The sequence below is a fragment of the Spongiibacter nanhainus genome (assembly GCF_016132545.1).
Classification (GTDB): Bacteria; Pseudomonadota; Gammaproteobacteria; order Pseudomonadales; family Spongiibacteraceae; genus Spongiibacter; species Spongiibacter nanhainus.
On the sequence record NZ_CP066167.1, the window covers coordinates 3,953,522 to 3,967,062 of the forward strand.

Sequence of the window (13,541 nt, forward strand, 5' to 3'; positions counted from 1 at the left end):
TCATGTGGTTGTCCGATACCGCCGTGCGGCGACCCGTATTCGCCACGGTTATCAGCCTGTTGCTGGTCGCTTTCGGCCTGCTGTCCTTTGAGCGCTTATCACTGCGGGAGTACCCCGATATTGACCCGCCGGTGGTGTCGATCAGCACCAACTACATCGGTGCTGCCGCCGAGGTCGTGGAGTCCCGCATCACCCAGGTCATCGAGGAGCGCATCGCCGGGGTGGCAGGGATTAAGACCATTTCCTCCTCCAGCATGGACGGCAACTCTTCCATCAACGTCGAGTTCGAACTGTCCCGCGACATTGACGACGCCACCAACGACATTCGCGACCGGGTATCCAGGGTGCTTAACAATCTGCCGGAGGAAGCCGATCCACCAGAGGTGCGCAAAGCGGATTCCGATGACCGGCCCATCATGTGGCTCAACCTCACCTCGCAAAATCTCAACCGCCTGGAGTTGGCCGACTTTGCCCAGCGCCAGTTGGTGGATCGCTTCTCTTCCATCAATGGGGTTGGCCGTATTCTGGTCAGCGGTGCCTCGGACTACGCCATGCGTATCTGGCTGGACCGGGAGGCCATGGCGGCCCGACAGGTTACCGTTAGCGATGTGGAGCAGGCGCTGCGGCAGGAAAACGTCGAACTCCCCGCCGGCACATTAAAATCCTTGTACCGGGACTTTGCCATCAAAGTAGATCGCCAGTACCGGGCCAGTGAGGACTTTGAAAAACTGGTGCTGCGCCGGGAGGCCAGCGGCTATCAGCTAACCCTGGGCGACATTGCGCGGATTGAACTGGGCGCCGAAGAACCCCGCAACCTGTTTCGCGGCAACGGCATTCCCCAGGTGGGCATCGGTATTGTCAAACAAAGCACCGCCAATACCCTGGAGGTCGCCCACGCCGTCAAGGAAGAGGCCGAGCGGGTAAGACCCGGTCTGCCCCAGGGCACCACCCTGCACGACAGTTACGACAGCTCGGTGTTTATCGACTCGGCCATCAGCGAGGTTTACAAGACGCTGTTTATTGCCGCCGGTTTGGTGGTGCTGGTGATCTTCCTGTTCCTGGGTGATTTTCGCGCCATGATAGTGCCGGCCGTTACCGTGCCAGTATCTTTGATTGCCACCTTTACCGTTCTCTATTTCTTGGGTTACACCATCAATCTACTCACCCTGCTAGCCCTGGTGCTGGCCATCGGTCTGGTGGTGGACGACAGCATCGTCGTGCTGGAGAACATTCACCGCCGCTTGCTGGCTGGGGAACCGCCGTTAGTGGCGGCGTTTCGCGGTGCTCGCCAGGTCGGTTTTGCGGTGGTGGCCACCACCGCAGTCTTGGTGGCGGTGTTTGTTCCCATCACCTTCTTGCAGGGCGACATCGGTCGCCTGTTTGGCGAGTTTGCCGTGGCCATGGCGGTGGCGGTGGTGTTTTCCAGCCTGGTGGCGCTGACCCTGTCGCCGGTGATCTGCGCCAAGCTGCTCAATCGCGACGCCATGCACGGTAAGCTGGCAGAGTTTGTTGAGTCATTGCTGCACCGCATGGAGAGCGGCTACCGCCGTATACTTTACTCCAGCTTGCACCGACCGGCGCTGTCGGCCAGCGTGTTGGCCGCCACTATTGCCGCCTGCATCTATTTTATCCAGGCCGTACCCAGCGAGTTCGCGCCAAAAGAGGATCGCGGCGTCGTGTTCCTGTCCATCCGCGGCCCGGAGGGAGCCTCCTTTAACTATGTCAGTGAGCACCTCGATGAGCTGGAGCAGCGGCTGATGCCGCTGGTGGAACAGGGCGAAATCAAGCGCTTTCTGCTGCGCGCCCCCGGCGGCTTCGGCGGTGCTGACAGCTACAACGGCGCCTTTTCCATCATGGTGCTGGAACCCTGGTCCCAGCGCCGCTCCAGCACCGAGATCATTGCCGATATACGCCGCCGCCTGGCCGACTACACCCCGATGACCACCTTCCCGATCCAACCTCAGGCACTGGGGGGCGGCTTTAGCAAACCGGTACAGTTTGTGATTGGCGGCGGTAACTATGATCAGCTGGCGCAGTGGCGGGATGCCATCCTGGCCGAGGCCCGCAACAACCCCAAACTGCTGGGCCTGGACAGTGACTACCGGGAGACCAAACCCCAGCTGGTGGTCAACATCAATCGCGCCCGGGCCGCCGACCTGGGCGTGGACACCCAGCAGATCAACCGCAGCCTGGAAACCCTGCTGGGCTCGCGCCGCGTTACCACCTTTATGCTCAATGGCGAGGAATACAACGTGGTGCTGGAGGGCGAACCCAGCCAGCAGCGCAGCCCCAACGATCTTAGCAACATCTATGTGCGCTCCAATACCAGCGGCGCCCTGATCCCCCTGGGCAACCTGGTTACCCTGGAAGAACGCGGCGCCGCCGCCACCCTCAACCGCTTTAATCGGGTGCGGGCCATTACGCTGGATGCCAGCCTGGCGGACGGCTACTCCCTGGGCGAGGCGCTGGCCTACCTAGAAGGGATTACCCGCGACGTCGCGCCCGAGGCGGTGATCGATTATAAAGGCGAATCTCTGGACTATATCGATGCCGGCAACGAGGTTTACCTGACCTTTGCACTGGCCTTGTTAGTGGTATTTCTCGTGTTGGCGGCTCAGTTTGAGAGCTTTGTTCACCCCCTGGTGATTCTACTGACGGTGCCACTGGCTGCCGCCGGAGCGTTGGTGGGGCTGTATTTCAGCGACCAAAGCCTGAATATTTACAGCCAAATCGCCTTGGTAATGCTGGTGGGCCTGGCCGCCAAAAACGGCATCTTGCTGGTGGAGTTTGCCAATCAGCTGCGGGATCAAGGTATCGAGTTTGAGACCGCTATCCTGCAGGCTGCGGAGCAGCGCCTGCGGCCTATCATTATGACGGCAATTACCACAGTAATGGGCTCTGTGCCGCTATTGTTGGGCAGCGGTGCGGGCAGCGAGTCGCGCTTTGTCATTGGCATTGTGGTGGCCTGTGGTGTGACCGCCGCCACCCTGTTCACGCTGTTTGTGGTGCCCATGGCCTACCGGGCAATGGCGGGCAAGACCTCGTCGCCACAGGCAGTGAGCCAATGCCTGCATAAGCAATTAAATGACAATCCGGACCGCGAGAGCGGTCACGGATAAACTGAGTGATCGCCTTTACAGGCCAGGCAGAGGCGCCGAGATCAGCGGAATCTCTGGCAGCAGCACGATGGTGGAGGTAAGCAACGAACCGCCATCGGTGAGGAACGTGGCCAACTCGGCCGGATTAGTGGTCAGTACCTGCACTGGCGGCAATAAGTTCTGCACTAGAGGCAAGCCTATACCGGAGCCAAGCTCGAACAGCGTCTGAGGGTTTAGCAGCGCACCGGTCAGCTCAAAGGCCGATTGCGCGCCAGCGGCATCCAGCGGCAATAGGGCCAGGGTATTGGACAAGCCCTGAATGCCCAACAAATCGGTCAATAAAGCATCTACACCCGCCAGCGGTCCATCAGCTGCAGACGCCGAAACAGAAAAGGCCATCATGGCTGAAAACGCCAGATACTTCGCAGGCTTACTCAATGCTTTCATCACACACTCCGCTTTATTTATTGGGTACTTGCTTATTGGGTACTTGTTTTTAAGTACCCGGGCCAGTACTTCGACTCCTTTGACGTTAGGGTACAAGAGGGACTTTGGCAATGTGCTTGGGCGCCATTTAGGGTAGTCGGGCACACAATTTATCGCCGAATTGCGACCCGCTTCTCAGTTTTTGTGCCCTTCGTGGCATCCTGACTTAGGGCCTGGCTCAGTGGCCTGCCTTCTTCAGCCCGGCACCCTGCCGGAGATCGACTCGCTGCTTTCGTTGGGTGCTTCCAGTAGACGCACCTGGGTAAACAGGTGGTGGGCGGCGGTGTGCTCGGTGAGCGCGTCGGCAGCCAGCAAAATCGCCGCCGCCGTCCAGGTGGGTCGCTCCTCTGGCCACAGCAGGTCTTCGTCAAACTGATAGCCTGTCCAGTATTCTCCATCCCGGTGCCGCCATTGGTGCAGCCAGCTGTACAGCTGCACTGCCCGGGCGTGATCGCCGGCAGCTAGCAGCGCCAGGGTGAGCTCACAGGATTCTGCGACGGTGACCCAGGGTTCGTCGGCAACGCAACGACAGCCCATATCGGTTTCGACAAATTCGTGCCAGCGCTGCTGCAAATGCGCACTGGCCTTGGCTTTGGGAATGACCCCGGTGAGTACCGGATAAAACCAATCCATGGAGTAGCGCGCCTTGCTCTCCCAGGTGCGATCAAAGCGCTCGGGCTTATTGCGCAGTGCCTCGCCCAGACTCTGCCGGGCCCGATACCAGTCCCGGCGCGGCTGACCCAGCACTACGGAGATATTGAACGCACACTCCAGGCTCTTGTAGATGGAGGCGTTGCCGGTGCGAAGTGCATCGGCCATGGGCTTGCCCTCGCCGCACACCGCCCAGTTGATATCGCCGTGGTCACTCTGCTGGGCCACAACAAAGTCGATGGCCGCCTCCACACAGGGCCACATACCCCGCAGAAATGCCCGGTTTTCACTAATCAGGTAATGGTGCCAGACACCGGTGGCCACATAGGCGACAAAGTTGGTTTCCCGTCGCTCGCGGTTGTCGACCTCGCCGTCCCGGTATGCCGCCCACCAGCTGCCGTCGTCAAGCTGATTGTCCCGCAGCCAGTGATAAGCCCGCTCGGCGGCGTCAAATTCGCCACCGATACTCAAGCCCATCGCCGACTCTACGTGATCCCAGGGGTCGGCGTGACCACCTTCGAACCAGGGAATGCTGCCATCCGCCTGCTGGGCGCGCAGCAAAAATGCTACCGTCGGTCGCAAAAATTCGTGGGGGAACAACCCCTTACTGAGAAACAGCCCACTCATGCCGCCGGCCCTTTTTGAAAGTACATCACTACCGATTTGCCCATCACTGGGTTTAAACCCCGCTCTAAGGCCCGGGTAAACAGCGGCCGGTCGAGCAGGTCCCACACCAAAAAGCGGTGGTAGCCTTTAATAAGGGGATGATCGTCCTGGCGCTCCCAGAACAGACACTTTAGCCACCAATAGGGAGCATGCAAGGCGTGGGCCCAGTGGCGCTGGTAAAAGCGAAAACCCAGCCCCTGGATCTGCTTGCGCAGGGCAGAGGCCTTGAATATCCGCAAATGACCACCCTCTACCTGATGGTAGGCATCACTGAGTGACCAGCAGATTCGCTCCGGCCAGGCCCGGGGCACACTGGCGCAGAACAGGCCGCCTGGCTTCAACACCCGCTGGATTTCTTTCAGAGCTCCAGCGTAGTCGGGAATGTGCTCCAGCACTTCGGAACAAATCACCTTATCAAAACTGTTGTCGGCAAAGGGCAGATTCAATGCATCGGCATTGGCCAGACCAAAGGCCTTTTGCTGCTGGCCGCTCTCCAGGTAGTCCTGGGCTTTTTGCTGGGCGGTTTTGAGATCATCGAGACAGAGATCGACGCCGATGGCGGTTATCTCCCCCTCCACATAAGCGGAGATAACGTGGCGACCTTCACCGCAGCCCAGGTCCAGCAAGCGGTCACCCGGCTGCAATTGAAAATGTCGAAAATCAACCGTTTTCACGTTCCATCACCTGCCAGTAGTAATCGGTCATTTGCTCCGCGGCCCGGTGCCAGCAAAACAGCTCTTCAATGCGACGGCGTCCGGCGCGGCCCAGCTCTTGCCGCCGTTGTGGGTCGTCCAGCAATTGGGCAATCGCTTCCGCCAGGGCAGTGCTGTCTTTCACTGGTACCTGGATCGCGGCATCGCCCACCACTTCTGGCAGCGCACCGCCATCGGTAGACACCACCGCCGCGCCGCAGGACATCGCTTCCCCCGCCGGCAGACCAAAGCCTTCGTACACCGAGGGCACCACCACCACTTCCGCCTCGTTGTAATGGCGAATCAGCTGCTCGGTAGAAATCCCCGATACACAGCGAATGTGATCACCTACCCCAAGGCGGGCAATCAACTGCTCGGTGTCGCCACCGGGTTTGGGTTTGCCCACCATCAGCAACTCCAGATCCGGGTAGCGCGGCAACAGCGACGCCAGGGCCTCCAAAAGGAAGCTGACACCCTTCAAGGGCTGATCGGCGGATACCGTGGCCATCAGGCGGCGGGGGACTTTGTCCACCTCGGGCATCGGCCTGAATTCTTCGGTATCGATACCGCAGTGCACCAGTTGGATGGCCGCCGGCTGGATAGCAAAGGCGGCGGCGATATCCTGCCGGGAGCGTTGGGAGACCGTGACCACGTTGTGGAGCTGCCGGGCCACCTCACGCTGCATAAACAAAAAACTGTGCCACCGCCGGATCAGAATACGATCGACAAAGGAATTGGCGGCTTTAAGGGCAATTTTCAGATCACTGGTGATGGGATGGTGAATGGTAGTCACCAGCGGAAAGCCCAGCTTTTGCAGCTTCAGCATGCCGTAGCTGAGGCTCTGGTTGTCGTGGATAATATCGTAGTGACGGCCGTGCTGCTTGAGATACTTCACCACCCGGCGACCAAAACAGTAGGGCTCGGAAAACGCGCCGGTCAGCTTACCTGTCCACTCTATGACATTGGTCCAGGACCTTAAGTGGTGAGGCCGCAGTGAAGCCAAGCCGGTTTCAAACAGGTTCATGCCCGGCATCTTGATCAACCTGACCCTGGGATCCAGATGGGGATAGGGCTGGCCAGAGATCACATCGACTTGATGGCCGGCATCCACCAGCGCCTTACTGAGGTATTTCAGGTAGATGCCCTGTCCGCCACCATAGGGCGCACTGCGGTAGCCCAACAGGCAGATGCTCAGTGGGCGCCGGGCGCGTTTGTCGGTCAGGTCGATAACGTCGGCAGGTGCAGGCACCGCCGGCGGCGCTACCGGGAGCGTTGAAGAATCCGTAGACATGGCGGGTCGGCCGTTGTAATGATGTTGTAGTTTTACCGCCGGCACACCCGTCCCGGCCATTTTTGGTAACAGCATTGTAACCACGGCCTGTGGATAAATCCACTGACCGGCCTCCGCCATCCGGGGGACCCTGGGGCGGGCATTAGCTTGGTCTCCAGAGGCGTTCCGAGGCAAGTTGCAGGGCATAGCCCAGAAGCATGCCCGGGAACATGCCCAGGAACATGATAGTATCGCCGCGTCAGCTGGGATACCACGGCCGGACTCAGCCACATAAAAACCACTGCATTCAGAGTAAAGAGATTGCCTCCTGTGACACCCTTCCGCCTCCGCCAGCTTGCCCCGATTGCGGTCTTGTTATCGCTGTTATCGGCCTGCAACAGTCCCGAGCCCCAGCAGATTATTGGCGAGTTCTCTACCCAACAGCGGCCCGGCGGCATTCGTCTGTTTGAGTTTCGTGTGCCTCTGGCGCGCCCCAAACTGCGTCCCATCACCTCGATCAACACTGCCCAGCAACAAGCCGCTGTGATGGAGCAGTTCGACCCCGATCGCCAGCTGGCGTTGACCCAGCGCTACTTGAAGCGCGATCCAAGGTTGATGGAATACTGCCCGCACGGCTACGTCACACTGGAGCAGTATGCGGTGCTGGAACGGATCGTGATTCGCGGCGAGTGCCGCTACAAAAGCCGGGAAGGCGAGGAGGCACCGCCCCAGAATTGAGGCGGTGGGATCAGGCAGAATTTAGCGGACCGGTGTCAGCCACTCCGGGTACTGCTCTCGGCGCCCTTTAACCTGGTCGAAATAGCGGGTTTGCAGCTCGGTGGTGATTGGCCCACGCTCGCCGGCGCCGATAGTGCGGCCGTCCAGTTCACGGATGGGCAGAACCTCGGCTGCCGTACCGGTGAAGAACGCCTCATCCGCAACGTAAACTTCATCCCGGGTAATGCGCTTTTCGTGCAGCTCCAAGCCCATTTCCTGGCAGAAGGCAAAGATGGTGCCGCGAGTGATGCCATCCAGGCAGCTGGTCAGCTCGGGGGTAAACAGTTTGCCGTCCCGAACGATGAAGATATTTTCACCACTGCCCTCGGCAACGTAGCCTTCGTTGTCCAGCAGCAGGGCCTCTTCACAACCGCTGTCCAGTGCCTCCCGCAGCGCCAGCATCGAGTTGATGTAGTGGCCATTGGCCTTGGCCTTACACATAGAGATATTGACGTGGTGGCGGGTGTAAGAGCTGCAGCGAACTTTGATACCCAGGTCCCGAGCCTCGGGGCTCATGTAACTGGGCCAGTCCCAGGCGGCGACTATCACGTGGGTACGCAGGTTGTCGGCCCGCAGGCCCATGCCTTCGCTGCCGTAAAACACCATCGGGCGCAGGTAGGCTTCCTCAAGATCGTTGTCCTTGACGACCTGTTTTTGCGCCTCATTGATTGCCGCCTTGTCGAAGGGCATCGGCATATTCATGATGTGGGCACTGCGGAACAAGCGGTCGGTGTGCTCCTGCAAGCGAAAAATACAGGTTCCCCGGCTCTCGGTGTTATAGGCGCGCACACCCTCGAATACGCCCATGCCGTAGTGGAGGGTATGGGTCAACACGTGTACTTTGGCATCCCGCCAGGGGATCATTTCGCCATCGAACCAGATCAGACCATCGCGATCAGCCATGGACATTGTTTTCTCTCTCCTCAATCAGGGCAGCTACACAGTCACGGGCTTGGTGTGGTCGCGGTGCCAGTCCGGCGGTTAAGCCATCAGTCGCTCCCACAGGGAGGCGACGGTGTCGCGTTCGTCGCGCAATTCAGAATCGGCAACACGCCCCTTCTGTTCCTGCAAACTGAGTCGGTGCGACTGACTGCGGAAGGCCTTGTAGGCATCAATCAGTGCTAGAGCATCCGCCTCGGGTAAGAGGTCCTGCTGCTGCAGGGTTTCGAGGATGCGAATATTATCAGTGTAGTGGGCCAGCGGTGGGTGCTGATTCGACCAAGCCAAAACGGCATATTGGACCATAAATTCAATATCGACGATACCTCCCAGGCCCTGCTTGAGGTCAAATTGCGCGACTTTTTCACCCCCCGACCCTTTGGGCAGCAGGTGGTCGCGCATTTTATTGCGCATTGCCACGACTTCCTCTTTCAGTGTCGCGGCATCCCGGGGCTGCTCGCAGATCAACTCCCGACGCAAATGGGTAAATTTTTCCGCCAGCAACTCGTCGCCGGCCACCACCCGGGCACGCACCAGGGCCTGGTGCTCCCAGGTCCAGGCCTGACCGCGCTGGTAGTCGCGATAGGCATTGAAGGAGGACACCAACAAACCCGCATTGCCGGAGGGCCGCAGGCGCATGTCCACTTCATAAAGCGCCCCTAAACGGGTCTGGGTAGTGAGGATATGGATGATGCGCTGGCCAAGGCGGGTGAAAAACACCGTGCCATCCACCGGCCTGTCACCATCGGTGGCCAGCCCGGCCGGTAAATCGTGGATGAATACCAAATCCAGGTCCGAACCATAGCCCAGTTCCAGCCCGCCGAGCTTGCCGTAGCCAACAATAACAAAGTGTTTACGGGCCTCATCGATGCCGGCAAAGTGGCCATGCTTGTCGGTGAGGTTGTGCCAGGCAATGTCCAATACCGACTCCAGTACCACCTCGGCAATGTAAGTCAGGTAGTCACTGACCTTCATCAGCGGCAGAGTGCCGGAAACCTCGGACGCCGCCACCCGCAACACGTGGGCAAGGCGGAAGTAGCGCAGCGCTTCCATCTGCGCCTCCAGGTCGTCTTCGGCAATGCGCAGCAAGCGTTGGCGCAGCTCGCTGCGCAGACCGTCTTTGTCCGGTACCGAGTACAAACTGCTGGCATCCAGTAACTCGTCCAACAGCACCGGTTGCGCGGCGAGCTGGCGGGCAATCCAGGGGCTGGCATCGCACAGGCGCACCAGGTGCCCCAGCGCCTGACGGTTTTCCATCAGCAGCACCAGGTAGGCGGTGCGGCGCAGCACCGACTCGATCAGCGGGATGATGCGCAACAAGGTTTGGGTGGGGTGCTCTGCCTCGCTGGCAGCTTCCAGCAACAGGGGCATAAAGTCGTAAAGGCGCTCGCGACCAGAGCTCTGCATTCTTTGCACAGCCGCGCTACTCAGCAGCGCCACCAGCATCCGCGCGGCCTCGTCGCCGTCGTCAAAACCCGCCTCCTCAAGCTGCTGGCGCACATGATCGTGATCCAACTCGTCCAGCAGTGTGTGCCAGTGGGCCAGGGTGTTCGGCTCCACATCACTGCCTTCATCCGGGTCGGCGACAATATTGGCAAAGTGCTTCGCCACCTTGTCGCGATGCCTGGCTAGCTCAACACTAAAGGCCTGCCAGTCTGGGCAACCCATCGCCCAGGCCAAGGCGTCCCGGGCGGCTTGGTCGGTGGGGAGTTGCTGGGTTTGCTGATCCCGCCAGGCCTGGATAGCGTGCTCGACGTCCCGCAAAAAGCCGTTGGCCTGTTCCAGCTCCTTTACTGCATTGGTGGGCAGATACTCCAACTCCCGCAGCTCATTGAGCACGGTCACCAGGCTTCGGGCCTGCAGCGACGCTTCCTGACCGCCGCGGATCAGCTGAAAACACTGGGCGATAAACTCGATCTCGCGAATCCCACCAGGCCCCAGTTTGATGTTGTCCTCCAGGTTGCGGCGCTGCACTTCCCGCTGAATCATGCCCTTCATATCCCGCAGCGCTTCCACCGCCGAAAAATCCAGGTAGCGGCGGAACACAAAGGGCTGCAGCACCGCCATCAACTGCTCACCGGAGGCCACATCACCGGCAATGCAGCGGGCCTTGATCATCGCGTAGCGCTCCCAGTCCCGGCCCTGATCCTGGTAGTACTCTTCCAGGGCGTCAAAATTGACCACCAAGGGTCCGCTCTGGCCGTAGGGACGCAGGCGCATGTCTACTCGGAATACAAAACCGTCCGGAGTGAGGGCATCCAGGGCTTTAATCACGCGCTGACCAAGGCGTATAAAAAACTCCTGGTTGTCCACTGAGCGCCGGCCACCCTCGGTACTGCCGGCCTCGGGATAGGCAAAAATAAGATCGATGTCGGAAGACAGGTTAAGCTCGTTGGCGCCCAGCTTGCCCATGGCGATCACCACCATCCGCTGGGGTTCACCGTCTTTGCTGCGGGGCTCTCCCCACTCCTCCGTCATGGCCTGGTAGTGAAAATCCAGGGCGACCTCAATGCAGGCGACCGCCAAATCGGACAACTCGGCAACCGTCTGCGCCGTGGTCGCCAGGCGATTCAGGTCCCGCCACACAATGCGCAACCAGTGGCGGTTGCGGAAGCGGCGCAAACAGGCAGCCAGGGCATCGGCGTCGGCCACGGCTGACGCCTCACCCTGCAATTCGTCCAATAAGGCGGGATAGTCCAGGGGTGCCGACAGCAGGCCTGCTTCGTGGAGCTGCTTGAGGGCATCCGGTATACGGCAGCAGTAGTCGGTAAAAGCCTGGCTACAGCCCAATGCTTTCAACAGCTGGGGGCGCTGATCTGACTGGGAAAGCTCGCGATACCAGTGCCGTTGATTATCGTCGCAGCGCTCCATCAAGCTCTGCCAACGCTGCTCGACCTCGGCGCGACAAGCCTCCGGGATCTCGTTGTTCTGAATCTGTAGTGAAGAGTCCGACACGTTAACGCTTTACCAACCTCATTAATTTTGTGAATGCAGAGACGGCGCCACCCGCAGCACCTCGGCGACCGTGGTTTCACCCACCGCCACTTTCCGGGCGCCGCTCAAGCGCAGGGTATGCATCCCTTTTTTCATCGCCGTAAGACGCAGCTCATCCAAGGCCACATCGTCTTTAACCGCCGCCTGGATTTCACCCTCTACCGGCAGGATTTCATAGATCCCCTGCCGGCCGTAGAAGCCAGTGTTCCGACATTCCAGACAGCCCGGGGCATGGTAGTACTGCTTGGGGGGGCTGACCTTCAAGGGCGCGGTCAGCGCGTTCCAGGCAGCGGGGTCCACCTGCTCCGGCGGCATTGGCGCTTTGCAATAGGGGCACAGTGTTCTCACCAGCCGCTGAGCCATCACCCCCAGCACAGTGGCGCGGATCAGATATGCCGGCACACCCAGCTCCAGCAGGCGGGTGACCGCGGAGGGGGCGTCATTAGTGTGTAGCGTAGACAGCACCAAGTGCCCGGTCAGTGCCGCCTGAATGGCCATCTCCGCGGTTTCCAGATCGCGAATCTCGCCGATCATGATGATGTCGGGATCTTGTCGCAGCAGTGCACGCACACCGCTGGCAAAATCGAGATTTATATTGTGCTGCACCTGCATTTGGTTGAAGGCGTCCTCCACCATCTCGATGGGATCTTCAATGGTGCAGACATTCACTTCGCTGGTGGCAATTTGCTTAAGGCTGGAATACAGGGTGGTGGTCTTACCGGACCCGGTGGGCCCGGTGACCAGCACAATGCCATGGGGGGCGCGAATCATCCGTTGCCAGCGTTTTAGATCCTCGCCCCGCAAACCCAGCTCATCAAAATTTCGCAGTAGTACTTCAGGGTCGAAAATCCGCATCACCAGCTTTTCGCCAAAGGCGGTGGGCAGGGTGGAGAGCCGCAGTTCGATTTCCTCGCCGCCGGGGTTCTTGGTCTTCAGGCGGCCATCCTGAGGACGGCGCTTTTCCGCGACATCCATACGCCCCAGGATTTTCAAACGACTCACTACCGCTGTTAGTACCGCCGCCGGCAATTCGTAAACGTCGTAGAGCACGCCGTCGATACGGAAACGGACATTGCCTTTGTCCCGCCGCGGCTCGATATGAATATCGCTGGCGCGCTGGTCGTAGGCGTACTGCAGCAGCCAATCGACAATATTGACGACGTGGCTGTCGTTGGCATCCAGATCCTTGAGTTGGCTGATTTCCAGCAACTGCTCAAAGTTACTGCCACCGCGCCGCTGCTCCCCCGACGCCCCCCGTACCGAGCGAGCCAGACTGTAAAACTCCACCGTGTAGCGGTCGATGGCCTCGGGGTCGGCCAGCACCCGGCGAATCGGCTTCTTCACCACCTGTTCCAGGGTCGCCTGCCAACTGCGATCCCCCGGCTCGGCGCAGGCCACCACCAGCTCGTCGCGGCTGTTGGCCACGGCGAGAATGCGATGACGCTGTGCAAAGGCGAAGGACATCACCTCCGTGACGGCGGTCACATCTATTTTCAATGGGTCGATGTGGTAAGTACTCAAACCCGCCCGCCCGGCGAGCCAGGTCAGCAGGCGCTCCAAGGTCAGGGGCCGACCACTGCTAGCATCGGGCAGCTGCTGCGCGGCCAGGTAGTTCAAGGGGTGCTGAACACGGTCTCCCACCATAGGCGGCCGCACCCCCACTCGCTTGGCGACTGATTCGGCGAGAACACCATCCTCCACCAACAGCCGGGCAATGTGCCCGGTATCCAAGGGGCCGTTGATCTGTGATCCACCGCTCATCTGTACATACCTGTCATAAACTCCTGTTAGGCTTGCCGCCTATTGCTTGGCACTCGCAACGCTGACACGCTATAGCCCCTACACATACTTTATTACAATAGTATGACAAACACTTAGAAAAAGCCTTGATTTCACTAGGTTTTTGTGTAGTTAAAGTCGTCGCTGACTCCTATAATGGCAGCGGCTAACTATTGGCGACAACAGGAA

General features: G+C 59.6%; 9 protein-coding genes. 2 read left to right on the forward strand and 7 right to left on the reverse strand.

Annotated features, from left to right (window positions below):
- The first annotated feature begins 2 nt into the window (after positions 1-2).
- The gene (locus I6N98_RS17900) at positions 3-3,119 is read left to right on the forward strand and encodes an efflux RND transporter permease subunit (protein ID WP_198569685.1); all 3,117 of its coding nucleotides are present in this window, start codon (positions 3-5) and stop codon (positions 3,117-3,119) included.
- 15 nt (positions 3,120-3,134) lie between these two features.
- Here the strand turns inward: I6N98_RS17900 and I6N98_RS17905 are convergent, their stop codons facing one another.
- The 4 genes from I6N98_RS17905 to I6N98_RS17920 all read right to left on the reverse strand — a co-directional run bounded on the left by I6N98_RS17905 (position 3,135) and on the right by I6N98_RS17920 (position 6,884).
- Complete coding sequence (locus I6N98_RS17905) at positions 3,135-3,545, reverse strand: hypothetical protein (RefSeq protein ID WP_198569686.1); 411 nt, start codon at positions 3,543-3,545, stop codon at positions 3,135-3,137.
- A 234-nt stretch (positions 3,546-3,779) separates the two neighbouring features.
- Positions 3,780-4,862, reverse strand: a complete 1,083-nt coding sequence (locus I6N98_RS17910) for a prenyltransferase/squalene oxidase repeat-containing protein (protein WP_198569687.1) — start codon at positions 4,860-4,862, stop codon at positions 3,780-3,782.
- The gene (locus I6N98_RS17915; RefSeq protein WP_198569688.1) at positions 4,859-5,575 is read right to left on the reverse strand and encodes a class I SAM-dependent methyltransferase; all 717 of its coding nucleotides are present in this window, start codon (positions 5,573-5,575) and stop codon (positions 4,859-4,861) included. The genes I6N98_RS17910 and I6N98_RS17915 overlap by 4 nt, the downstream gene beginning before the upstream one ends.
- Positions 5,562-6,884: a glycosyltransferase family 4 protein gene (locus I6N98_RS17920; protein ID WP_198571703.1), complete on the reverse strand. Its 1,323-nt coding sequence runs from the start codon at positions 6,882-6,884 to the stop codon at positions 5,562-5,564. The genes I6N98_RS17915 and I6N98_RS17920 overlap by 14 nt, the downstream gene beginning before the upstream one ends.
- Before the next feature lie 309 nt (positions 6,885-7,193).
- Here I6N98_RS17920 and I6N98_RS17925 point away from each other — a divergent pair, with 309 nt between their 5' ends.
- On the forward strand, positions 7,194-7,601 hold the full coding sequence (locus I6N98_RS17925; protein ID WP_198569689.1) for a hypothetical protein: 408 nt from the start codon (positions 7,194-7,196) through the stop codon (positions 7,599-7,601).
- Positions 7,602-7,622: 21 nt separating this feature from the next.
- On the opposite strand, the gene I6N98_RS17930 is transcribed toward I6N98_RS17925, so the two are convergent.
- The 3 genes from I6N98_RS17930 to tfpB all read right to left on the reverse strand — a co-directional run bounded on the left by I6N98_RS17930 (position 7,623) and on the right by tfpB (position 13,334).
- Entirely contained in the window at positions 7,623-8,549 is a 927-nt protein-coding gene (locus I6N98_RS17930; protein ID WP_198569690.1) for a branched-chain amino acid transaminase, read from the reverse strand.
- 72 nt (positions 8,550-8,621) lie between these two features.
- On the reverse strand, positions 8,622-11,534 hold the full coding sequence (gene glnE / locus I6N98_RS17935; protein WP_232787401.1) for a bifunctional [glutamate--ammonia ligase]-adenylyl-L-tyrosine phosphorylase/[glutamate--ammonia-ligase] adenylyltransferase: 2,913 nt from the start codon (positions 11,532-11,534) through the stop codon (positions 8,622-8,624).
- A gap of 21 nt (positions 11,535-11,555) precedes the next feature.
- On the reverse strand, positions 11,556-13,334 hold the full coding sequence (gene tfpB, locus I6N98_RS17940) for a type IV pilus assembly ATPase TfpB (RefSeq protein ID WP_198569691.1): 1,779 nt from the start codon (positions 13,332-13,334) through the stop codon (positions 11,556-11,558).
- Between the last annotated feature and the right edge of the window lie 207 nt (positions 13,335-13,541).